The following is a 23,671-nucleotide window of genomic DNA, read 5'->3' as shown; positions in this document are numbered from 1 at the left end:
TTAAGGTAAGATGACAAAGTAGTTCAAGAAAACGTTTTCAAAAATAAAAAGCGAAAAGACGAGAACGGGGTTGGTTCTCGTCTTTTCGTAACACCTTGGATGAAGGGGTTTCACTTAGTATCGTAACACCCCATTGTTAATTGAATTTAAAGTGATTGTAAAAACAATGTAAATAAGGTGAAAAACGACTAAGGTTTTCCTTGATTTCCACCATGAGAGATGGTTGAAGCAATTTTATTCAATGTGACAGTGAAAGTCGTTCCTTTTTCAAGTTCACTTTCCACTTCAATATCACCTTCATGGGCTTCGATGATGTGCTTGACAATCGCCAAGCCCAAACCGGTTCCACCTGAATTCCGGCTTCTCGCTTTATCCACCCGGTAAAAACGTTCAAAGATGCGGGGGAGCTCTTCCTGGCTGATCCCCATCCCGTTATCCTTCACTTTCACATACACCTTATCCTGATCGTCCTGCACCGTGACCGAGACATTTCCGCCTTTCGGAGTATAAGCGATCGCATTGCTGATCAGATTGATGAATACCTGTTTTAACCGGTAGGAATCCACTTCTGCCGTTCCCCTTGATTCGAAATCGGCTTGTAGGGAGATGTCCTTCGGCTTAGCTTTTTCTTTTAAAATCGGGAGCACATCTTCTATCAGCCCTGCTACTTCCACTTCCTCGACGAATAGCTGGAATCCCTGCTTCTCAATTTTAGACAACTCCAGCAGATCCTGAATGAGGGACTGCAGCCGGTCACTTTCCTTTAGAATGATGTCTAAGAAGGATTTCAGCGTTTCAGGATCATCCATTGCCCCGTCCAGTAGCGTTTCTGAGAATCCTTTGATCGAGGTGATCGGCGTCTTCAGTTCGTGTGAAACATTCGCCACAAAATCTTTGCGCATCTGCTCAAGCTTTTTAAGCTCGGTGATGTCATGGAATACGACGACAATCCCTTTCCATACGTCATTGTTGCCGATAATGGGGGCTCCGTACACTTCATAGTGCTTTCGATCAAGCTTGTACGGAAGGAGAATCTGCTTTCTCAATCGCTCCTCCGTCATAAAGATTTCCTCCACAAGCTTATTCACTTCAGAATAGTGAATCACCTCATGGTATCGTACTTTCTTCAGTTGGCTCTCTTCCAGGTTAAAGAATTCCCTGAACGTCCTGTTCGTTAAGACGACAAACCCCCGGTGATCGATCAATAGAAGAGCGCTCCCCATATTTTCAATCAATGTCGTTAAGCGGTCTTGCTGCATTTCCTGGGAATTCACCATTTCCTGAAGGTTTCTCGCCAGAATATTGATGGAGGTGCTGAGCATACTCGTTTCATCCAGCCGGTCCTCGTAGGTCCTGGCACGGTAATTCCCCTTGGCGAGCTCCATTGCCACATTGGTCGCTGATTCAATGGGCTTTGTATACCTCACCGTAATCCTTGAGCCAAGGATGATGATGAGTACCAGGGCAAGCCCCAAGGAAATGGACAGTACGAACCAAATTTGCTGAGTGCCTCTTTCCAGGGCATCCACCTCTGCGCTCATAATGAGAAGTCCCATCTTTTCACCGTTGGCATTTTTTAATGGATACCAGTAATACCGATATTCATTTCCAGATGTGACGAGTTTTTTATGCTTCTGTTTCACATCCCAATTTTTCTGGATTTCCTGTACGATTTTCTTCTGCTGTGGACCAACCAATGAATCTGCCGTATCCGTATCGTGGACTACATCCCCGGATTTATCGAGCACGGTGATCCGGACATCCAATATGTCGCTCAACCCTTTGATCATTTCAGGATCGATTTCTTTCGGTGCCCCGTTCTCCTCAATGGAGCTTGCCAGTAACCTGGTCTCCTTTTGAATCCTGGAGTTAAAGGTATCCAAATAGAAGTTCTTGAAAATCTGGCCCAAAAGCAGACCAAGCCCTATTAAGACAGCGATGATCAACGTAATGAGAGCAAATAGGAGCTTTGTTCTAAATTTGGTCATCGATTTTTAGGCTCCTCCAATTTATACCCGAGACCACGAATCGTTTTGATATAGGTTGGTTTTTTCGTATTGGACTCAATTTTTTCCCGTAGATGGCTGATATGCACATCCACGATTCTCGTATCTCCTGCAAAGTCGTAGTTCCATACCGCACTCAGCAGCTGATCCCTCGTAAGGACTCTTCCTTTGTTATCCGTCAAATATAATAAAAGCTCGAATTCCTTTGGTGTCAGTTCAAGTAATTCTCCTTGGAAATACGCCTCATATTGTTCAGGGTATACCTTTAGTTCCCCGACTTCCTTATAATCGGTCGGTTCTTCGGCAGCCGGTTCCGTTTCCCGAATGGCCTGACTTCGCCTTAGGATCGCCTTCACCCTCGCCACCACTTCACGGGGGCTGAACGGTTTTGTCATATAGTCATCTGCACCAAGCTCCAAACCGAGGACTTTATCGAATTCATCATCCTTCGCCGTTAACATCAGGATCGGGATATTGATTTTTCGCTGCCGCAATTCTTTGCATACCTCGATTCCATCCATGGACGGAAGCATCAGGTCAAGGACGATCAAGTCCGGGGACTGTTCAATCGCAAGATCCCTTCCTTCCGCTCCGTCATGTGCTGTTGTCACTGAATAACCGGATTGCTCCAGATTGTACTTTAAGAGTGTTGCAATGGATTGTTCATCATCGACTACCAAGATTTTTTTGCTCATGTATTGTGCCTCCATACCAAAGAAAATTAACCCCAACATCCAAACTGTTTATGTAATTGTACTTTCATTATAATATAATTCTCCGGGCTTACCATCATTTAATCCTTTTTAGTTTTTTACTGCCCTTTATGATAGGATGCACATCAAGCTTTTTCTTTATCATTTTCATGCATAAAAAAAGAGCTATGATGACATAGCTCCCTCCCGGCATTAGAAGTTTTCCAATGCATGACTATTCATTTTTTCCAGGTGATGAGGCGGACACACCTTGATGGTTCCGTTGATCACCTTTTCATCTTCCTCGTTCGTAGCCGATACCTGGATGGTAACCAGATGGTTATGTGGATTGACTTCTGTCACTTCAAAGAGGAATTGAACTGTTGCATAATGATAGACCGGCTTTGGAAATTCAATGGTTTGCTCCACGATATGGGAGCCCGGTCCCGGCAGATACTTCGACACCGCCGATGTAATGATCCCCGTCAGCATGATAGATGGAACGATCGGCTTTTTAAAGGGTGTCTGTGAGGCATAATCGTGCTGGATATATAATGGATTGGCATCATTTGTGAGGCCCAGGTATAGAAGAAGTTCATTGTCTTCAATTTTTTCTGTGAGGGTCAGTTTTTCACCGACGGTCATTTCTTCGATTTTTCTTCCCAGTTTTCTCTTTTTCCCTAATAACATAAGAAGCACCTCCAAGTATGTAAACGATTACAATTTTAAATAATAAAAATTGTTTTTATTGTCTGTCTATTAGTATTTTATCATTTTTAGGGTTACCATACAAAGAGTTTTTACGCGTGGATTGATCATTTCGTTTTCTGATTGGTTTCAAAAGAAAGGCGAATAATGAGATGAGCGAGTGCTGGTTGATTTCCGCTGCAGGTGCTCGCTTTCCGCGGGGCGGGCGGTGAGCCTCCTCTGCTGCAAGTGGTGTCCTACCCTTGTCCAGCTCCGGCGGCTAGCCCCTCGAGGTCATAAGCTAAATGGTCCAAGAAGGCAAAAAACGCCTTCCCGGTCCATTCATCTTATGCTTGTCGGGGCTGAACAAGCCGCCTGCGCTTTTCGTTGTTTCCCGCAGGAGTCGAGCACCTTCCGCTACAATCAACTATCGGGGCATATGTTAATACTACTTCAAAATCTATTATTATAGAATCCCCTTCTAATAATCCTAAAATAGACGACAGAGATAATAAATGACAAACACTAGCTGTAAGCGTAGCACACACCCTATCCTCAGTAGTATTTTGTTGACAGAGCATTGTTGGTTTATTGATTACTAAAAATAGACGAAATCGTTAAAAGAGTTTATACAACAAAAAAAACTGACCCCCATATTGGAAGTCAGCTTTGGTTATGTGGTTAAGCCAATGAAGACATGACGTTTTTCACTGCGTCGGCTGAGTTGGAAAGTGCGGCTTTTTCGTCTTCTGTGAGTTCGAGTTCGATGATTTTCTCTAGGCCGTTTCCTCCTAGGATGGTCGGGACGCCGAGGTAGATGCCTTCGAATCCGTATTCGCCTTCTAGGTAGGCGATGGCCGGGATGACGCGGCGCTGGTCTTTAAGGATGGCTTCGACCATTTGGACGAGGGATGCGGCCGGTGCATAGTAGGCACTTCCGTTACCGAGAAGTCCCACGATTTCTCCTCCGCCTTTACGGGTGCGCTCCACGATGGCGTCGAGGCGGTCTTTCGGGATAAGTGTCTCCAGAGGGATGCCTCCAGCGTATGAGTAACGAATAAGAGGGACCATGTCATCACCGTGACCGCCGAGGACGAATCCTGTAATATCCTTCACGGACAGGTTTAATTCCTGTGCGACAAAGGTGCGGAAGCGGGCTGTATCCAGGACTCCTGATTGTCCGATCACGCGCTCTTTCGGGAAACCGGATTCCTTGAAGACTGTATAGGTCATGGCATCCACGGGATTGGTCAGTACGATGATGTAACAGTCAGGTGAGTGCTTCACGATTTGCTGAGTCACTGATTTCATGACCTTTTGATTGGTCTGAACCAGATCATCACGGCTCATACCCGGTTTACGGGCAATCCCGGCAGTGATAACAACGATATCCGAGTCCTTCGTATCTTCATAATTGGACGTACCGTTGATGGTTGAATCAAAGCCCTGTACAGGACTTGCCTCAAGCATATCGAGTGCCTTCCCTTTCGTTGGATCCTCGTTTTGCGGAATATCAACCAATACAACATCTCCAAGCTCTTTCTGGGCGAGCATCAGTGCCGTTGTCGCCCCGGTGAAACCTCCACCGATCACAGATACTTTTCTACGTTTAATTGCCATCATGATTCCTCCTATTCGTCTCATTATTTAAAGGAAGGAGTGCTTCAATACGAAGCACCCCAACCTTATGTCTATTTATTATGCTTCCATGTTATCGATTAAAGCAGAACCGAACTCAGAGCATTTCACTTCTGTCGCGCCATCCATCAGACGGGCGAAGTCATATGTTACCACTTTAGAAGCGATTGTTTTTTCCATTGATTTTGTGATCAGGTTAGCAGCTTCTGTCCAGCCAAGGTGTTCAAGCATAAGCACACCTGAAAGGATGACAGATGAAGGATTCACTTTATCCATACCTGCATATTTAGGTGCCGTTCCATGAGTCGCCTCAAAGATGGCATGTCCTGTTTCGTAGTTGATGTTTGCTCCAGGAGCGATACCGATTCCACCAACTTGAGCAGCAAGTGCGTCAGAGATGTAATCTCCGTTTAGGTTCATTGTTGCCACTACATCGAACTCAGCTGGACGAGTAAGGATCTGTTGTAAGAAGATATCAGCGATTGAATCTTTCACAATGATCTTACCTGCTGCTTCAGCATCAGATTGAGCTTTGTTTGCAGCGTCCAATCCGTCAGCATCTTTGATCTTGTCATATTGAGCCCAAGTGAATACTTTGTCGCCGAATTCTTTCTCAGCAATTTCGTAACCCCAGTTTTTGAATGCTCCTTCAGTGAACTTCATGATGTTCCCTTTGTGAACAAGTGTTACAGATTTACGGCCTTCAGTGATCGCGTAGTTGATTGCTGCACGGACTAAACGGCTTGTCCCTTCTTCAGACACAGGCTTGATTCCGATACCTGATGTTTCTGGGAAACGGATTTTGTTAACGCCCATTTCGTCTTGAAGGAAGCTGATTAATTTTTTCACTTCGTCAGAACCTTTAGCGTACTCGATACCTGCATAGATATCTTCAGTATTTTCACGGAAGATGACCATGTCAGTATCTTCAGGACGCTTAACCGGAGAAGGAACACCTTCGAAGTAGCGTACTGGACGCAGGCATGTGAATAGATCCAATTCCTGGCGAAGAGCCACGTTCAATGAACGGATTCCGCCGCCGACAGGAGTCGTAAGTGGACCTTTGATCGCGATGAAATATTCACGGATTGCTTCTAGTGTATCGTTTGGAAGCCATTCACCCGTTTTGTTGAATGCTTTTTCCCCAGCATATACTTCTTTCCAGGAAATCTTGCGTTCGCCTTTGTATGCTTTCTCTACAGAAGCATCCAGGACGCGTTGAGCTGCTGCCCAAATATCTGGACCCGTTCCGTCACCTTCAATGAATGGGACGATTGGATTGTTAGGCACATTAAGTTGGCCATTCTGGTTTGTAATTTTTTCACCTTGTGTCATTATGTAACCTCCATTTATTCATTTCAAAGGGGATGACCCGTAAGTTACCCATGCAGAGTCATTCCCCTTCACTTATTATTACACCAATATTTTTACTATTTGTAAATATTGAAGATTAACCTCTTTGTTCAACCGGCACGTATTGTTGCTTGCCAGGCCCTACATAATCAGCACGAGGACGGATCAGGCGGTTATTTGAATATTGTTCCAGGATGTGTGCCAACCAGCCGGATACACGGCTTACAGCAAAGATCGGAGTGAATAAGTCATGATCGATACCTAAGCTGTGGTAAACAGATGCTGAGTAGAAATCAACATTTGGCGGTAAGCCTTTATTAGATGTGAATACATCTTCAACCTTAACGGACATTTCGTAGTATTTACTTTGTCCTGTCAATTCAGTTAATTTCTTGGACATTTCTTTCAGGTGCTTGGCACGTGGATCTCCCTGACGGTATACACGGTGACCGAAGCCCATGATCTTTTCTTTCTTCTCCAGTTTGTCGAGGATGTACTCTTCTGCTTTATCGACAGAACCGATTTCAGTAAGCATCTTCATAACCTGCTCATTTGCCCCACCGTGAAGAGGTCCTTTTAAGGCACCGATCGCAGCGGTAACACCTGAATAGACGTCTGATAGAGTCGCGACACAAACACGTGCTGTGAATGTGGAAGCGTTTAACTCATGGTCCGCGTGAAGGACAAGCGCTTTATTGAATGCTTCAACTTCAACAGGCTCAGGATCTTTCCCTGTCAGCATGTATAGGAAGTTAGCTGCAAAACCTAAGTCCTGACGTGGTGCAATCGGTTCCTGACCGTTGCGGATACGGGCAAAGCTCGTAACGATCGTCGGGATCTTCGCTTGAAGGCGAACGGCTTTCAGATAGTTTTCCTTATCTTCCATCACGTCTGCTTTATCATCATACAACCCAAGCAGGGATACAGCTGAACGTAAAGCGGCCATCGGATGGACTTCCTTGATGTTGTACATCTTGAAATGCTCGATGACTTCCTTAGGCAATTCAGCGTTCGCTGCTAACAGCTCTGTAAATTCCTTAAGTTCTGATGCATTTGGCAGTTTCAGATGCCATAATAAGTAGATAACCTCTTCGAAGCTTGCATTATTTGCTAAATCATCAATGTTGTAGCCAACATATGTAAGAGTATCGTCAATGATTGAACTGATGGACGATGTCGTCGCTACAACTCCTTCTAATCCGCGAGTTGCTGTCATAATAACCTCTCCTTTTGTTATATACTTGTCTTTTACCCATTTTCATATGAGTATAAAACCCTACAGAACGATCTATTAAGTCTAGTAGGCTTGTTTAAATAGAACGTAAAAAAACGCTGAGCGATTGCTCAATTCCTATACAAAAAATGATTCCCGGCTCTTCCTATACTATCATGAGAGCTTGGGATGCGCTTACATTTCCTATTATAAACAATTATCTGACTTTTGTGAATGAAAACGCATCAATTTCTATAAAAATTATTTTTCTAGAAAAATAAACCAGGGATAAAAAAGAGGGTCGAACCGGGGGATCGCCCATGCATGTTTACAGAAATAATTCATACAATTTCATAGCAAGATAGGCGATCCCGGCGCCGATCAAAGGCCCTACCGCAACCCCTTTAAAGAGAGCGACGGCTAGCACCGTGCCAAGAACGAGGGCCGTTGTCAGGTGGGGGTCATCTTCCAGTAGAATCAACCCATTCTTTGCAATCAAAGCCACTGCCATTCCAGAGGCGAGTGCAATCCAGGCATAAGGGGACTTCAACGAATCAAAGAGATCCTTAAAGCCGATTTCCCCTGTTGCAATCGGTGCAAGGACGGCAATGGTAATGATCGTCACACCCCAGTTAATGCCTTTCGACTGAATCGTCGCGAACATTTTCTCATCAAGCCCAAGCAGCTTTAGTACAAGTAGAAATGCTACGGCTATAATAATGGATTGATTTTTCGCTATCAGCCCGATTCCCAATAAAAGCAGTAAAAACATGAATGGCTGAGTCATATGAATCCCCTGCCTCTCCTATATGTACTCCAATCATTATCCTACCATATCAACTTTTCATATCATTCATAAAATGCTCCAACCACTGCAAATATATCTTCCTTTCATTTCCTGTCTCCTATAAAATAGAAGTACTAGACCCGGTAGGAGGGAAACCCTTGAATTTAGATTATGTTTATCGAACGATCCGCTTTTTGATCGTTCTCTCGATCATCATTCTCTCATTGATTTCACTCTATTACATATGGAAACTTGCTTATCCATTCATCATCGCCGTTGCCATCGCCTTGTTGATCAATCCCCTGGTGAACGGGCTGGAGAAATGGCTCCCGAGGATATGGGCCGTCACCGTGTCCCTCATCTTGATCGTTGCCATTTTCGCAGGTCTCATCACATTATTGATTGCCGAAATCGTTTCCGGAGCCAATTATTTGGCAGAAGAACTGCCTAAGCATGTTCAAACCCTTGTTACATATGCAGAGGATATCATTGTCGGACAGGTCATCCCTCTCTACAATCAGCTCGCAGGATTATTCAAAAATCTTGAAGCCGGCCAGCAGGATACGATTCTCGAAAATGTCCAGACTGCCGGAACGAAAATTGCGACGTCGGCTGGTGATTTCCTGCAAAACTTTTTTACCAAACTGCCCCAGTTGATCTCGTGGATCCCAAATGCTGCGTCCGTCCTGATCTTCGCGGCGCTCGCTACATTCTTCATAAGCAAGGATTGGTATACATTATCTGCCAAAGCGGAGAAAATCATTCCGGGTAAGGCGATGAGCAGTGGGAGAAAAGTGTTCTTCGACTTAAAACGGGCACTGTTCGGTTTCATCCGTGCTCAATTCACTCTCATTTCCATCACAGCGATCATCGTTCTGATCGGTTTGATCATCCTGAGAGTAGATTACGCAATCACCATCGCACTCGTGACAGGTCTCGTGGATATCCTCCCTTATCTCGGGACAGGGGCAGTATTCGTGCCGTGGATCATCTATGAATTCATTACAGGCAATACAGGATTGGGGATCGGGCTTTCGGTCCTGTACCTGGTCGTAGTCGTCCAGCGGCAGATCATGGAACCGAAAGTGCTGTCTTCAAGCATCGGACTCGATCCCTTGGCCACCCTTATTGCTTTATTTGTCGGGTTTAAGCTCATCGGTTTTCTCGGACTGATCGTCGGTCCTGTTGTACTGGTGATATTATCAACTTTAAAAAGAGCAGGGGTATTTGAAGATACTTGGAAATTCATCATGGGTGTGAAATAAGAAAACGCACTGCTCCATCTGTGAGCAGTGCGTTTTCCGTTATCTGTATATGATGACGTTCCCTTTGTTGATCAAGCGTTTAAATAACCGATAGAAGAATGGCTTGAACATTCTCCTCGTGGCCGGGAGCAATAAGAGAAATCCAAGGGCATCCGTAATGAATCCCGGTGTCAGCAGGACGATTCCGCCCACCAGTATACACAAACCATCCATGATGGCCTCCCCGGGCATCTGACCATACTGCATGTCCCGCTGAGCCTTCCTTATCGTCTCGATCCCCTGCTTCTTCGCAAGGTACGCTCCAAGGATCCCTGTCATAATAATCAATAACACGGTCGGGACGAGACCAATGGCCTGTCCGGAAAGGACCAATAAGCCAATTTCAAGTGCCGGTATGATAATCAATAGTAAAAGCATATATCTCATGATGGATTCCTCCATTTGGTTTAATACTTGCTTGGTATTTATTATAGCATATTAGAGAAATTCTGTTTTATGTTGAGGGTTATCCTTGTTGCGGTGCTTTTGGATGGGATGGCTCGACGATCACTCCATCCTATACAAAAAAACCAGAGCCCATAAAAAGACTCTGGTTTTCCCATAACTATCTACTTACAATACACTCGCATACCCATTATAAATCACGCCATGAGTCGCATCCACCGTGATTTCCTGGCCATTCTTGAATAGTGAAGTGGCATGGTCGACTCCGACCACAACAGGAATTCCAAGGTTGATTCCGACTACGGCTGCGTGACTTGTCAGACCGCCTTCTTCAACGATCAGTGCTGAACATTTTTCAAGGGCAGGCATCATTTCTTTGTCCGTGCCGATTGTGACAAGGACGCCACCATCAGTCATGTTCTTCACCGCTTCTTCAGCTGATGTGGCAACGACTGCTTTACCGTATGCAGATTTACGTCCGATTCCTTGACCTTTTGCAACGACATCGCCCACTACGTGGATTTTCATCAGGTTCGTCGTTCCGGATTCACCGATCGGAACACCCGCTGTGATGACGATGCGGTCTCCGTGCTTCGTCATACCTGAGTTGACGCTCTCTTCTACTGCCATATCAAGCATTTCATCGGTTGTCGTCACTTTGCGGCCGACTGTAGGGTAGACACCCCATACAAGTGCCAGGCGGCGTGATACAGAGTCTGTACCAGTCACGGCAACGATTGGTGCTTTCGGACGGTATTTAGAGATCATGCGTGCCGTGTGGCCACTCTCAGTCGGAGCGACAATGGCATTCACATCAAGATTAAGAGCTGTATATGCTACGGATTGACCGATGGCATCCGTCATATTGTGCTCGCTGTCTTTGCTTCGGGAAGATAGGATCGCATTGTAATCAAGGGCCGTTTCTGCTCTTGACGCGATATTATGCATCGTTTGAACCGCTTCTACAGGGTAAGAACCTGCCGCCGTCTCACCAGAAAGCATGATCGCATCTGTTCCATCAAAAATGGCGTTGGCAACGTCACTTGCTTCCGCTCTTGTCGGTCTTGGGTTACGCTGCATAGAATCAAGCATTTGAGTTGCTGTGATGACAGGCTTACCAAGAGAATTACATTTCTTGATCAGCATTTTTTGCACAAGTGGTACTTCCTCAGCAGGGATTTCCACACCAAGGTCTCCACGTGCCACCATCAATCCGTCAGATACTTCAAGGATTTCATCGATGTTGTCTACACCCTCTTGATTTTCGATCTTAGGGATGATTTGAATATGAGACGCATTATGCTCTTCCAGTAATTGACGGATTTCAAGTACATCAGATGCACGACGTACGAATGATGCTGCGATAAAGTCAACGCCTTGTCCGATACCGAATACGATATCACTGGCATCCTTATCAGTGATCCCAGGAAGGTTCACAGAAACGCCCGGTACGTTTACACCTTTTTTATTTTTAAGTGTACCGCTGTTGGCAACATGTGTATGGATTTCACCGTTGGCTTTGTCGATTTCCGTTACTTCCAACCCGATCAGACCGTCATCAAGAAGAATTTTGGAACCAACATGAACATCATCGATCAATCCTTCGTATGTAACGGAGAATTTCTCAGTTGTTCCCAGTACTTCTTTCATGGAAACGATGATATTGGATCCTTGAGTTAATTCGATCGCTCCGTCCTGCATATTGTTTGTGCGGATTTCCGGACCTTTTGTATCAAGCAGGATCCCTACTGTCTTACCGGCTTTTTCTGCTGCTTCGCGGATATTGATGATGCGTTGTCCGTGCTCATCATGGTCACCATGTGAAAAGTTCAAGCGGGAAACGTTCATTCCGGCTTCGATCAGTTGAGATAACTTCTCTACACTTTCACTGGCAGGACCGATCGTACATACTATTTTCGTTTTTCTCATTTTCTTTACCTCCTGAAATCTTACAACAATTTAGATTGAAAGCTCTTTGGAAAGTCTGTACATGTTCAAATCAATTTGATGTGGCTTGGCAAGTGCTTCAATAATATCGTAATCAACTAGTTGATTTTTCTCAATTCCTACCGCTCTTCCGCCTTTACCCTGGGCCAATAGTTCAACGGCATGAGCCCCTAAACGGCTGGCAAGAACACGGTCTGCAGCTGTCGGCGTTCCACCGCGCTGGATATGACCAAGGACGGAGACACGCGTATCCATTCCTGTTGCTTCTGTGAAGCGGTTCGCAAATTCATTGGCAGACATGACACCTTCTGCAACAATGATGATACTATGCTTCTTTCCGCGTTCCTGTCCTTTTTTCAAACGGCCGACAACGTCGTCAAGATCGAATTTCTCCTCAGGGATCAGGACCGTTTCCGCTCCGCCGGCAAGACCTGCCCAAAGAGCGATATCCCCCGCGTTGCGTCCCATTACTTCAATGATGAACGTCCGCTCATGGGATGTAGCCGTATCACGGATTTTATCGATCGCATCGATGACCGTGTTCAGAGCTGTATCAAAACCGATTGTATATTCAGTCCCTGGGATATCATTATCGATCGTCCCCGGTACACCGACACATGGGTATCCCCATTCCGTCAAGGCTTTTGCCCCTTGGTAAGAACCGTCCCCACCAATGACAACAAGACCTTCAATGCCGTGTTTTTCTAGTTGCTCGATCCCTTTTTTCTGTCCTTCTTTTGTTTTGAATTCTTCACAGCGGGCTGTATAAAGCATCGTTCCGCCACGATGGATGATATCACCGACAGAACCAAGCTCAAGCTTCTTGATGTTCCCGTTGATTAATCCATTATACCCTTGATAAATACCATATACCTCTATATCCATGAAGATGGCTTTACGCACAACTGCACGGACTGCTGCATTCATACCGGGTGAATCTCCACCACTTGTCAATACACCAATCTTTTTCACTACGATCACCTCATTAAGAAATATGCCTTTATATGTAATTGAATGGTATTGTTAATCGTTTCACATAAATCAAAGAAAAGGAAAATTCCAGTTTTCATTCATTACATTATTATGGACCAATAGACTTTGGATTATTTCTAAAATAACACGAAGGTTCAAGGTTCTCAACAAGTTACTAGGGTGAAAAGCAAAAGACGAAATAATCTATTAAATGGAAGCGTTTTAATTGTTAAAACCTTCAAAATATCGTCACAAAGCCCTTTTTCCGGGTAGGAATTAGGAAGATTGAATGAAAAAGACTGACAAATGGTATCTCCTATTTGTCAGTCCATCGTTTGTTATGATTTTACCCCGATAAGATCATTTAAAACCGAATATTCACCCATCGCCTTGAATTTTTCATAACGATGTTGGATGAGCTCGTCCTTTTTCATCGGAACCAACTCTTTCAGTGAGCTCATAAGGACGTCGTTGATATACTTCGCCTGTTCCTCGACATCTTTATGGGCTCCGCCTTTTACTTCCGTGATGATGTCATCGATGATGCCAAGCTCCTTAAGGTCGGGAGCCGTGATCTTCATGGATTCAGCCGCGCGTTTCGCCTGGGTGGAATCCTTCCAGAGGATGGCCGCTGCCCCTTCTGGTGAGATGACGGAGTAGGTGGAGTTTTCAAGCATATGAATATGATTTCCCACTCCAAGTGCCAGGGCTCCGCCACTACCGCCTTCACCGATGACGACGCAGATGACGGGAACCGTGAGGCCGGCCATCTCTACAAGATTCCGTGCAATGGCTTCACTCTGACCGCGTTCCTCTGCCGCTTTCCCGGGGTACGCACCCTTTGTATCGATAAAGCAGATGATCGGACGGTTGAACTTGTCCGCCTGCTTCATCAAGCGCAGTGCTTTTCGGTATCCTTCCGGATGAGGCATCCCGAAGTTCCGGCGGATGTTTTCTTTCGTATCTTTCCCTCTTTGGTGACCGATGATCGTCACAGGGACATCGTGAAACTTCCCGACGCCTGACACAATCGCTTCGTCATCCCCATATAGACGGTCTCCGTGCATTTCAATGAAGTCCGTAAAGAGATACTTGATATAATCCAGAGTCGTCGGACGCTCCGGATGACGGGCCACCTGGACCCTTTCCCACGGCTTCATGTTTTCGTAGATATCATTTTGAAGCTTTGTGAGACGGTTCTCAAGCTTCTCGATTTCTTTCGATAAATCGACGTCCGACTTCTGTGTGAACTCCTTCAGTTCGGCAATTTTCTTCTTGAGTTCGTATACAGGCTTTTCAAATTCCATCTCATTTACCATGGCAGATCACCGTCCCACTGATGTATATCAAGTATTGTCCCGATTTTCTCTTTCAACTCAAGTCTCGAGATGACTCCGTCAAGTTGTCCATGTTTTAATAAAAATTCGGATGTCTGGAAGTCTTCCGGCAAGTCTTCACGGATCGTCTGCTCGATGATCCTTCTGCCTGCGAATCCAATCAGAGCCCCAGGCTCCGCAAAGTTATAATCCCCGACGGATGCGAAACTCGCCGATACTCCGCCTGTCGTTGGATGGGTCATGATCGAGATGAAGAGCCCTCCGTTATCACTCAGACGTTTCAGCGCTACACTGGTCTTCGCCATTTGCATCAAAGAAAGGACACCTTCCTGCATCCTGGCCCCGCCTGAAGCGGTGAAAATGATGAACGGTACCTTCCGTTTATCGGCTTCTTCAATGGCTCTCGTGATTTTTTCTCCAACCACCGATCCCATGCTTCCCATCCGGAAACGGGAATCCATGATGGCTGTCACGACTTCCACTCCATTAACTTTTCCTGAACCCGTCAGAACGGCTTCGTTCATGCCGGTCTTCTTACGGTCTTTTTCCACTTTACTTTCGTAATCAGGAAAGTTCAGGGGGTTACCCGAAGTCAGGTCCTGATCGAACTCCTTGAACGTGCCCTCATCTATAAAACTATCGACTCTCTCTGGTGAGCTCATGCCATGATGGTATCCACAATGGATGCACACCTTTAAGTTTTTTTGAAGTTCTTTCGTGTACATGATTTTTTTGCAATCAGGACATTTTGTCATGATGCCTTCCGGAACGTCATGTTTGGCCGCTTCAGAAGGAATCGTTGCGTATTTTTTCTTTTCTTTTTTTGATTTGTTAAAAAGTTCCTTTAGCAAGGTGAAACCTCCTTACCGAATGACACTAGCTTGCTTTTAGCGGGGAAATATTCCCTTACATGACAGCTGCCCATTCGCTTCTCTATAGTAAGTGCATTAACTGCTTGACTATCAGTTTAATGGAAGTGTTTAAAAAAAGATGTTGGAAATTGTCGCGTCTTCATCGACAATTTTCCTAACCCTTCTATATGTCTCTTGCACAGTCTCTTTCTCCTGGTGATCGATGCCATTAAGCATTGTGATCAATTCTTCCCTCACAGCTGCCGTGAGCTTCTTCTCACCACAGATCAACGTTTCGAAATCATTCAGGATATTCCAGATTCGTTGGGATAAGTAATTCGAACTCATCATGACGATCTCCCTGAACACGTCGTCCAGATTCTCGCATTCTGAAACGCTCACATGCAGGGAATCTGTTTTCCTTTTATCTATATACAAAGCCTTCAGTGCTTCTTTTTCAATCATCATCTTCGTCTGAAGGATGTCTTCCTGAGCCATGTCATCGTGGAGGATAAACATGCCCAGAAGATCGATCAGGTGGTGATCCCTGAAATCCCGCAGAAAGGTCCCTTCCCCTCTGCGGGTTTCAATCAGTCCCAACAGTTCAAGGGCCCGGAGTGCTTCCCTCACCGAAGAGCGCCCGACATTCAGGCGCTCGGACAATTCCCTTTCGGACGGGATCTTATCTCCCGGCTTTAGACAGTCCTTTGATATCATTTCTCTCAGCTGGTGAACAATTCCAATATATACCTTAGCGTGAGTTTGGAGAGAGTTCACTTCTGTCATCATTCACTCTTCCCGATGACGGCTAAATCTTCTGTTTTCTTACGGATTTCTTCCGGGTCCACCTTTAAGCGGGCAACCCCTGTTTCCATCGCTGTTTTCGCCACGGCAGCAGCAACGGCTGGAGCGACACGCTTATCGAATGGCGCAGGAATGACATAGTCTGCGTTCAGTTCGTCTTCCGTGATCAAAGAAGCGATCGCTTCAACGGCAGCCTGCTTCATTTTTTCATTGATGTGGGTTGCGCGTACGTCCAGTGCACCCCTGAAAATCCCAGGGAAAGCAAGGACATTGTTCACCTGGTTCGGGAAATCAGACCGGCCTGTCCCGATTACTTTGGCTCCGGCTGCTTTTGCGAGCTCAGGCATGATTTCAGGAACCGGGTTCGCCATGGCGAAGATGATCGGATCCTGCTTCATGGAAGAAACCATCTCTTCCGTCAGGGCACCGGCAACGGAAACACCGATGAATACGTCGGCGTCCTTCAATACTTCACCTAAGCCGCCTTTGATATGGTCACGGTTCGTAAACTTCGCCACTTCATCTTTCGTAGAGTTCATCCCTTCAGGACGCCCTTCATAAATCGCACCCTTGGAATCACACATGATTATGTCCCTTACCCCATAACGGTAAAGAAGCTTAATGATGGCCATACCGGCAGCACCGGCACCATTTGCCACGACTTTGATTTCGGACATTTTCTTTCCGACTATTTTGAGAGCGTTCACAAGTCCAGCCACGGTGACGATCGCCGTACCATGCTGATCATCATGGAAAACAGGAATATTCGTTTCTTTTTTCAGGCGCTCTTCAATTTCAAAGCAATTCGGAGCGGCGATATCTTCAAGGTTCACGCCTCCGAACGTCGGCTCAAGGAGCTTGACGGTTTCAACGATCTTGTCCACATCCGTTGTGTTCAAACAGATCGGGAATGCGTCGACTCCTGCAAAACTCTTGAATAGTACCGCTTTTCCTTCCATGACGGGAAGAGCCGCTTCAGGTCCGATATTCCCAAGACCCAGAACAGCCGTACCATCGGAAACAACCGCGACCATATTCCCTTTCATCGTGTAATCATAGACCGTTTCAGGCTTGTCATAGATCACCTTGCAGGGTTCCGCCACCCCGGGGGAGTAAGCTAAACTCAAGTCATCCGCATTTCGGACTTCCACCTTGGATTTCGACTCTAATTTCCCTTTATTCACTCGATGCATATGCAGAGCTTCTTCGCGTAATGACAAATTGACTCACTCCTTCTGATTCTTTTACATGCTATGGATCGAATCGTGCCAAAGACGACTCTTCTAAATGTAAAAATGGATAATAAAATAATAAGTTCAGAGGTGGTCAGACCACCTTTTTCTATTAAACAATAATATAAATTATGGTTTTAGTAAAGTATGTTATTGCAATATTACATTTGACTCCCCAAGAATTCGGTACAATTCCCTAAGAGCCTCTTGTGAAGGACTGATGCGCAGATGATCCGGAAGCCTTATACTCTTTTTGGCTTTCTCGTTATAGACGATGACCGGATTCTTCCCTTTGTATCGGTTCACGGCTCGATGGATTCCTTCTATACAAGCTTCTTCATCCTGACCCGCGGCGATTTTCAAATAGAGCTTCTGGCTGCTCTTTTTCACCCTTGCCTGAACGTCATCCATGGTTTCCAACTGATTGACGATGAACTGCAGCTTATCGTTGCGGTCTTCCACATTGCCCCCAAATAGGAGAATATTCCCTTCTTTAAGCAATGGCATGTTATTTTTGTACACATTCGGAAACACAACGGCTTCCATCTCTCCACTTTCATCCCCGATTTCAAGGAAAGCCATCACTTCCCCTTTTTTGGTCCGGATCGATTTCATCCCCGTGATATAACCGCCGAGTGAGATTTTCGATCCTTTTTGAAGGTCGGCTATCTGCTGCAATCCCATTCCTTCAAATAAAGACCGGTATGAAGAAACCGGGTGATCCGATAAGTATAGTCCAAGTACCTGTTTTTCAAACTGAAGCTTCGTATCGATCGTCATGTCATCCACTTCCACATATTTGGGCTTTAACATAAACGCCTCTTCTTCATGGAACAGGTCAGGAACGTCGTCAGGATTCACAAGCTCTGCATGCTGCGCTGCCACATCCAGGCTTGCAAGCAAGGTGGCGCGGTCGATACCGAATTCATCAAATGCCCCGGAGAGCACAAGATTCTCTAAGATCTTCCGGTTGATCGTCTTCGAGGACACCCGCATGCAGAAATCGAACAGATCCTGAAACGGCTTTTCTTTTCTCGCACGGATGATCTCCTTCAAAGCCGCGGCCCCGATTCCTTTAATCGCCCCTATGCTGTAGCGGATTACATTCTTTCCTTCGACTGTAAAAACAAACTGGCTGCGATTGATGGAAGGAGGCAGGATTTCAATGTCATACTGCGTGGCTTCCCGTATATACTGAGCCACCTTCGTTTCATTTCCTACGACAGATGTCAGGAGTGACGATAAGAAGAAAGCAGGATAATGGGCTTTCAGGTAAGCCAGTTGATAGGCGATCATGCTGTATGCAACGGCATGTGACCGGTTGAATCCATAATCGGCGAAGCGGACGATCAAATCATAAATTGTATGGGCGACCTCTTCCCTGTAGCCTTTACGGATCGAGCCGGAAACAAAATGCTCCCGCTCCTGATCGAGGACATCCTTTTTCTTCTTGGAAACGGCTCGTCTGAGGAGATCCGCTTCCCCGAGGGAAAACCCCGCCATTTTCGATGCGATCTGCATGATCTGCTCTTGATAGACAATGACCCCATACGTCATTTCAAGGATCGGTTTCAAATCGGGATGAGGATATTCCACCTGCTCTTTCCCATGTTTCCGGTTGATATACATCGGGATGTTCTCCATCGGACCCGGACGGTACAAGGCGTTCACCGCCACGATGTCTTCAAAGGAATTGGGTTTCAGCCTTTTTAACACATTCCGCATCCCATCCGATTCCAGCTGGAAGATCCCGTTCGTCTGTCCTTTAGTGAGCAGCTCGAACGTTTTGGCATCATTCATCGGGATTGACTCGATGGCAAACGGTTTTCCCGTCCCGATTTCAACATTCTTCACGATTCTTTCCAATATACTCAGATTGCGAAGCCCAAGGAAATCCATCTTCAACAATCCGATCTCTTCTAAAATATCCATAGAGTACTGTGTCAGGTGAATCCCCGATGAACTCCCCTGGATCGGTACCCACTGTACTAAAGGAGCTTCACTCATCACGACTCCCGCCGCGTGGGTGGAGGTGTGTCTCGGTAGTCCTTCAAGCTTGAGAGCAGTCTGGAACAATTTTTTATAATGATCAGAGCCCGTCACAAAGTCTCGGAATCCCTTCGACTTTTCATAGGCTTCCTTTAAAGTGATCCCCAGTTGATTCGGCACGAGCTTCGACACCTGCTCCTGCTCCTTCATATTGAGTCCAAACACACGACCCGTATCACGGAGAGCCGCTTTCGCTGCAAACGTCCCGAACGTGATGATCTGGGCGACATGCAGGCTGCCGTACTTCCCTTCCACATACTCGATCACTTCGTCGCGCCGGTGATCAGGGAAATCGATGTCGATATCCGGCATGGTCACCCGTTCAGGATTCAGGAAGCGTTCAAACAGCAGCTGATGCTCCAGGGGATCCACGTCCGTAATCCTGAGGGCGTAGGATACGAGGGAACCTGCTGCCGACCCACGTCCCGGTCCGGTCAGGATCTTGTTGTCCTTCGCGTATTTCATGAAATCCCACACGATCAGGAAGTAGTCGCTGAACCCCATCCTGCCGATGACTTCAAGCTCATAGTCAAGCCGTTCGATATACTCATCAGTTATCGTTTCCACCCGCTCGCTTAACCCTTTTTCACAAAGATGCGTCAATTCCTCGAGGGCGGTGACTCCTTCAGGCAGAGGATATTTCGGAAGGAGCTGCTGATGGAAAGGAATGGTCAGTTGACAACGGTCGGCAATCTTCATCGTATTTTCCAATGCCTCAACGTAATCTGAGAATAGCTCCACCATCTGATCCTTGTTCTTGAAATAATATTCCTGGGACCCGAGGACGTCCCGGTCATCCTCAGACAATTTCACCCCGTCCCGGATCGCTGCCATACACTCATGGGCAAAATGATCTTCCTGCTCGAGGTACTGTACATCATTGGTAACGACCATTTCCGTACCGGTCTCTTCCGCCACCTGCTGAAGTAAAGGCAAAAGGGCATCCTCAGAGTCAATGCTGTGCTTTTGAATGCTCAAGTAAAAGGAATCCCGACCGAACATCTGTTGATAGGTGCGGATACACTCCTTCGCTTTTTCTTTTTCATCATTCAATAAGAGGTTCTCAATCTCACCCGAGACACCTGGAGTGATGGCGATCAATCCCTTACTGTAGGAAGAGAGCCACTTCAGCGGTAGTCCTTCTTTCGACTTCGCCCCGATGGCACTCGAGATTTTTAATAGATTCTGATAGCCCGTCTGATTTTTCACAAGGAGAACAAGGGGATGGGAGCCTTCCTCTGAGGCAATATCTGCGGTCAATCCGATGATCGGCTTGATATCTTCTTTTATACACGCCTTATAAAAAGGAATCGCGGCATACATCATATTTTTATCGGTCAAGGCAAGCGCCTTATACCCTGATTCTTTCGCTTTATGTACAAGTCCATTTATCGATATCGTGCTAGACAAGAGACTATAGGCACTCGCTATTTGTAAATGAACAAATGACATGTTATGCACAACCTTTTTCTCAATATACCTTTATTATAGGTAAGAAACCGCAAAAAAGAAAATATGTTCTCCCTCATATCTTGTCCCCGAATCCCATATAGTTATCGTAAAGACACGTAATAGATGGAGATGATGAAATGGCGGAAGCTTTCTTTCCGGAATTATTCAAAAGCTTCTTTATCGCTATGGGGGTACTGCTCGGTGGATCACTGCTCGGCGGATTGGCCTCGTTTGCCATGGGGCAGCCCCTGTTCATTGAAATGAGACGACTATCCGATTTCCTGCGGATCTGGGCCATCATCGCAGCGATCGGAGGCACATTCGATACAGTGTACAGCTTTGAAAAAGGCTTCCTGAACGGGGAGACGAAAGAACTCTTCAAACAATTCCTGTGGATCCTGTCTGCACTCGGAGGAGCGAACACGGCTGCCATGATCATCACCTGGCTCACCCAGGAACATATGCCGTCATGAGGATCCCCCCTTTCTACCGGCTCCCCTCCTGGCAGCGGTTCTTCGCCGGAATGGTCGTGGGAGGCATCATCAGCTGGATGATCTTCCTCTTCATGTTCGGCACCATGCATGAAAAACAGGCCCTGAAAATAGAAGAACAGAAAAACGACATCAGCAAACTGAAAAACACCCTCTCCTACTTACAGGAAGAATACAAGCAGCTTAATCAGGAAAACGAAAATGAACTGGTGATCCAGGAAGTCAAAATCAAGATCATCAATACAACCAAGACAAAAGTGGAACTGCTCAGCATCCATGAAACCGAGGACAAACTGAGCGAAGATCTCCGGAGCCTTTTGACCAAGGACCTGGAAACGGTATATGGGAATAAGGAGCTCATTAAGAAAATCATTGAGAATAAAACCGTCAAGCTGAATGATAAAAACTTCCGGCTGAAAGTGAAGGAAATGTACTTTTATACAACCACGCAGATTACGCTTGAGTTGAAGTATGAGGATGATTAAGAGTTGTTGGCTGTGAACCTGCCGGGTGGCGGGTTTTTTTGTTTGATTTGAGCACGACTGATTGAAAATGGCCGTTTGATTCCCTCTTTGAGGGGTATTATGAGGGGCATCGTCTTCACGTTCTTTCGTGATTGCGTCATTTTCGGCGGTGATTGCGTCAAAATTGAAGTTATCTTGCGTCATTCCCATCGATCATTGTGTCAAATGACAAAATCACCCATCTCTGACCCCTGCCTTAATTGTATACTGGAATAAGTCAAAAAAGAATTTCAACTTACATGAGAATAACTTCCACATCCATTCGTTGTACATAGTGTAAAGGCCTTTCAACCATATAAGGAGCGAATCAAATGAAAAGTTCACCGACAAATTTCATCAAAAGGTTAAAAAAGAAAAAAGAGGATGCATTGGAGTATATCATCGATTCTTACATGCCGCTTGTGAAAACTATCACTACAAAAATTCTACACAATCATAATCGGCTGGACGTCGATGAATGTATCAACGATGTCTTCCTGACTGTCTGGCAAAACGCCCATAAGTTTAAAGGAGAGTCTGAAGATTTCAGAAAGTGGATTGGGATGATCACAAAATACAAGGCAATCGACCGATACCGGCAGGCTGAAAAACGGAACGTCCGTGAACAGCACGACGAATCCTTCCTTTCAAAATCAAGTACTCCCGGAACCGATATATCCATATTGCGACGGGAAGAAAAAAATGAATTATTGGCAGCGATCAGTCAATTGGAGGAACTGGACCGTGATATTTTTATGATGAAGTATTATTTAGATTTATCCAATATAGAAATTGCGGATCAATTAAATCTTTCCAAAGCGGCTGTGGATAATCGTTTATATCGCGGTAAGAGAAGATTGGCCTCGAATGTAAAGTTAAAGGAGCGACTGGTATGAGCATGAAGGAATGGATGGAATTAGATATCGACTCACTGGAACTAGAAGAAGTGACCCACTTGGAAAAAAAGCGGGTCAAACAACATGTGTTAAATAAACGGAAAAAGACAAACGTTTGGAGGAATATGGCCGTTGCATCCGTTATGCTGATCGGCGTCTCCACAGCGGCAAGCTTTGCTTATCCGTCTTTTGCCACACAGCTCCCGTTCATGGACGATGTCATACGCTATTTTACTGATGAGCCATACAAAGAGTTTGAAGACTACTCGACTGATATCGGACTTACCGAGACAAGCAATGGTGTGACTATCCTGATTGATAACGCCGTTTATGACGGCACGAATATCAAAATATCCTATGCCATCGAAACAGACAAAGATTTCGGTGAAGACATCCACAGCGGTGGACAATGGTTTGATATCAAGGGTGCGAACGGAAGCGGCGGGAGCAGTCAACTTACCAAGATCAGCCCAACCCGCTATGTCGGATTGTCCTCCATCACTCCGAGCTTTAAAGGGGGGGACTTTCCGGAAAAGGTGGACATCACGTGGGAACCAGAAACTCTTTACAGCACGTCCAATGATACAGAAGTCAAAGGAGACTGGTCATTCGCCTTCTCATTAAAACGGCTGGAAGGCGATCTGCAGTTAATCAATGAAACGGTCCAGAATAAAGATGTAACCTTCACGTTGAAATCTGTTGAGTTTACCGATGTATCAACCGTCATTTCTTATAACCAGGTGGCAGCGGATGCCCTGCTCGAGGAGTGGCCCGAAGTATCACCGGTCTTCAAAGTGACGGACGACCAGGGTCATATATATATGGACGGAACGGGCGGTGGCGGTTTTTCAACCGATAACGGAAAAACATACGAAGGGACAACAGAATTCGGAACCATCCAGGATGGAGCCAGCCGACTCATCATCGAACCCATTGAAATTGCCAGTCTCCGTTCGGGGAAAGGTCATACAGAAATTGAACTCGAACCGATTGTCATTGATTTAGAAAAATAAATTTCTCATCCCCTATTGAAGTTGAAATTTAGACTTTAA

20 protein-coding genes are annotated in these 23,671 nt (G+C 45.7%); 5 read left to right on the top strand and 15 right to left on the bottom strand.

Translation table 11 applies throughout. The features are described from left to right. Window positions 1-188: 188 nt before the first annotated feature. From pnpS to N5C46_RS21300, 7 genes are all read right to left on the bottom strand, one after another. Entirely contained in the window at window positions 189-1,988 is a 1,800-nt protein-coding gene (gene pnpS, locus N5C46_RS21330) for a two-component system histidine kinase PnpS (protein ID WP_261750165.1), read from the bottom strand. Then, the gene (locus tag N5C46_RS21325; RefSeq protein ID WP_061811469.1) at window positions 1,985-2,701 is read right to left on the bottom strand and encodes a response regulator transcription factor; all 717 of its coding nucleotides are present in this window, start codon (window positions 2,699-2,701) and stop codon (window positions 1,985-1,987) included. The genes pnpS and N5C46_RS21325 overlap by 4 nt, the downstream gene beginning before the upstream one ends. Window positions 2,702-2,911: 210 nt before the next feature. Then, window positions 2,912-3,388, bottom strand: a complete 477-nt coding sequence (locus N5C46_RS21320; protein ID WP_034756974.1) for a MaoC family dehydratase — start codon at window positions 3,386-3,388, stop codon at window positions 2,912-2,914. A 678-nt stretch (window positions 3,389-4,066) separates the two neighbouring features. Continuing rightward, complete coding sequence (mdh, locus tag N5C46_RS21315) at window positions 4,067-5,005, bottom strand: malate dehydrogenase (RefSeq protein ID WP_261750164.1); 939 nt, start codon at window positions 5,003-5,005, stop codon at window positions 4,067-4,069. Window positions 5,006-5,083: 78 nt separating this feature from the next. Beyond that, the gene (gene icd, locus N5C46_RS21310; RefSeq protein ID WP_261750163.1) at window positions 5,084-6,358 is read right to left on the bottom strand and encodes an NADP-dependent isocitrate dehydrogenase; all 1,275 of its coding nucleotides are present in this window, start codon (window positions 6,356-6,358) and stop codon (window positions 5,084-5,086) included. A gap of 115 nt (window positions 6,359-6,473) precedes the next feature. After that, window positions 6,474-7,592: a citrate synthase gene (gene citZ / locus N5C46_RS21305; protein WP_261750162.1), complete on the bottom strand. Its 1,119-nt coding sequence runs from the start codon at window positions 7,590-7,592 to the stop codon at window positions 6,474-6,476. Window positions 7,593-7,917: 325 nt separating this feature from the next. After that, window positions 7,918-8,376, bottom strand: a complete 459-nt coding sequence (locus N5C46_RS21300; RefSeq protein ID WP_261750161.1) for a DUF441 domain-containing protein — start codon at window positions 8,374-8,376, stop codon at window positions 7,918-7,920. Window positions 8,377-8,534: 158 nt separating this feature from the next. Between N5C46_RS21300 and ytvI the strand changes: the two genes are divergently transcribed. Beyond that, complete coding sequence (gene ytvI, locus N5C46_RS21295) at window positions 8,535-9,641, top strand: sporulation integral membrane protein YtvI (protein WP_061809328.1); 1,107 nt, start codon at window positions 8,535-8,537, stop codon at window positions 9,639-9,641. Between the two features lie 39 nt (window positions 9,642-9,680). On the opposite strand, the gene N5C46_RS21290 is transcribed toward ytvI, so the two are convergent. From N5C46_RS21290 to dnaE, 8 genes are all read right to left on the bottom strand, one after another. Beyond that, window positions 9,681-10,067, bottom strand: coding sequence for an FxsA family protein (locus N5C46_RS21290; protein WP_261750160.1), 387 nt, complete (start codon window positions 10,065-10,067; stop codon window positions 9,681-9,683). 186 nt (window positions 10,068-10,253) lie between these two features. Further along, window positions 10,254-12,014: a pyruvate kinase gene (gene pyk / locus N5C46_RS21285; RefSeq protein WP_261750159.1), complete on the bottom strand. Its 1,761-nt coding sequence runs from the start codon at window positions 12,012-12,014 to the stop codon at window positions 10,254-10,256. A 30-nt stretch (window positions 12,015-12,044) separates the two neighbouring features. After that, window positions 12,045-13,004 carry a 6-phosphofructokinase gene (gene pfkA, locus N5C46_RS21280; protein ID WP_034756932.1) on the bottom strand — a complete coding sequence of 320 codons (960 nt, stop codon included), beginning with the start codon at window positions 13,002-13,004 and terminating at the stop codon, window positions 12,045-12,047. A 338-nt stretch (window positions 13,005-13,342) separates the two neighbouring features. Continuing rightward, window positions 13,343-14,323 (bottom strand): acetyl-CoA carboxylase carboxyl transferase subunit alpha, encoded by a 981-nt coding sequence (accA, locus tag N5C46_RS21275; RefSeq protein ID WP_261750158.1) that lies wholly within the window; start codon window positions 14,321-14,323, stop codon window positions 13,343-13,345. Continuing rightward, the gene (gene accD, locus N5C46_RS21270) at window positions 14,317-15,192 is read right to left on the bottom strand and encodes an acetyl-CoA carboxylase, carboxyltransferase subunit beta (RefSeq protein ID WP_261750157.1); all 876 of its coding nucleotides are present in this window, start codon (window positions 15,190-15,192) and stop codon (window positions 14,317-14,319) included. Before accD ends, accA begins: the two co-directional genes overlap by 7 nt. A 129-nt stretch (window positions 15,193-15,321) precedes the next feature. After that, window positions 15,322-15,978, bottom strand: a complete 657-nt coding sequence (locus tag N5C46_RS23240; RefSeq protein WP_272501215.1) for a FadR/GntR family transcriptional regulator — start codon at window positions 15,976-15,978, stop codon at window positions 15,322-15,324. After that, on the bottom strand, window positions 15,978-17,216 hold the full coding sequence (locus tag N5C46_RS21260) for an NADP-dependent malic enzyme (RefSeq protein WP_079532813.1): 1,239 nt from the start codon (window positions 17,214-17,216) through the stop codon (window positions 15,978-15,980). Before N5C46_RS21260 ends, N5C46_RS23240 begins: the two co-directional genes overlap by 1 nt. A gap of 162 nt (window positions 17,217-17,378) precedes the next feature. Further along, entirely contained in the window at window positions 17,379-20,729 is a 3,351-nt protein-coding gene (gene dnaE, locus N5C46_RS21255; RefSeq protein ID WP_261750156.1) for a DNA polymerase III subunit alpha, read from the bottom strand. Window positions 20,730-20,866: 137 nt separating this feature from the next. Between dnaE and N5C46_RS21250 the strand changes: the two genes are divergently transcribed. From N5C46_RS21250 to N5C46_RS21235, 4 genes are all read left to right on the top strand, one after another. Beyond that, on the top strand, window positions 20,867-21,202 hold the full coding sequence (locus N5C46_RS21250) for a sporulation membrane protein YtrH (RefSeq protein ID WP_034756917.1): 336 nt from the start codon (window positions 20,867-20,869) through the stop codon (window positions 21,200-21,202). Continuing rightward, window positions 21,199-21,705 (top strand): sporulation membrane protein YtrI, encoded by a 507-nt coding sequence (gene ytrI, locus N5C46_RS21245; RefSeq protein ID WP_159362365.1) that lies wholly within the window; start codon window positions 21,199-21,201, stop codon window positions 21,703-21,705. Before N5C46_RS21250 ends, ytrI begins: the two co-directional genes overlap by 4 nt. A 350-nt stretch (window positions 21,706-22,055) precedes the next feature. Then, window positions 22,056-22,619, top strand: a complete 564-nt coding sequence (locus tag N5C46_RS21240; protein WP_261750155.1) for a sigma-70 family RNA polymerase sigma factor — start codon at window positions 22,056-22,058, stop codon at window positions 22,617-22,619. Then, window positions 22,616-23,632 carry a DUF4179 domain-containing protein gene (locus tag N5C46_RS21235; protein WP_261750154.1) on the top strand — a complete coding sequence of 339 codons (1,017 nt, stop codon included), beginning with the start codon at window positions 22,616-22,618 and terminating at the stop codon, window positions 23,630-23,632. The genes N5C46_RS21240 and N5C46_RS21235 overlap by 4 nt, the downstream gene beginning before the upstream one ends. Window positions 23,633-23,671 lie beyond the last annotated feature (39 nt).

This window comes from Rossellomorea vietnamensis, assembly GCF_025398035.1.
Taxonomy (GTDB): Bacteria; Bacillota; Bacilli; order Bacillales; family Bacillaceae_B; genus Rossellomorea; species Rossellomorea vietnamensis_B.
The sequence above is the reverse complement of the archived record's forward strand: the minus strand, read 5'-3'. Positions and strand labels throughout refer to the sequence as shown.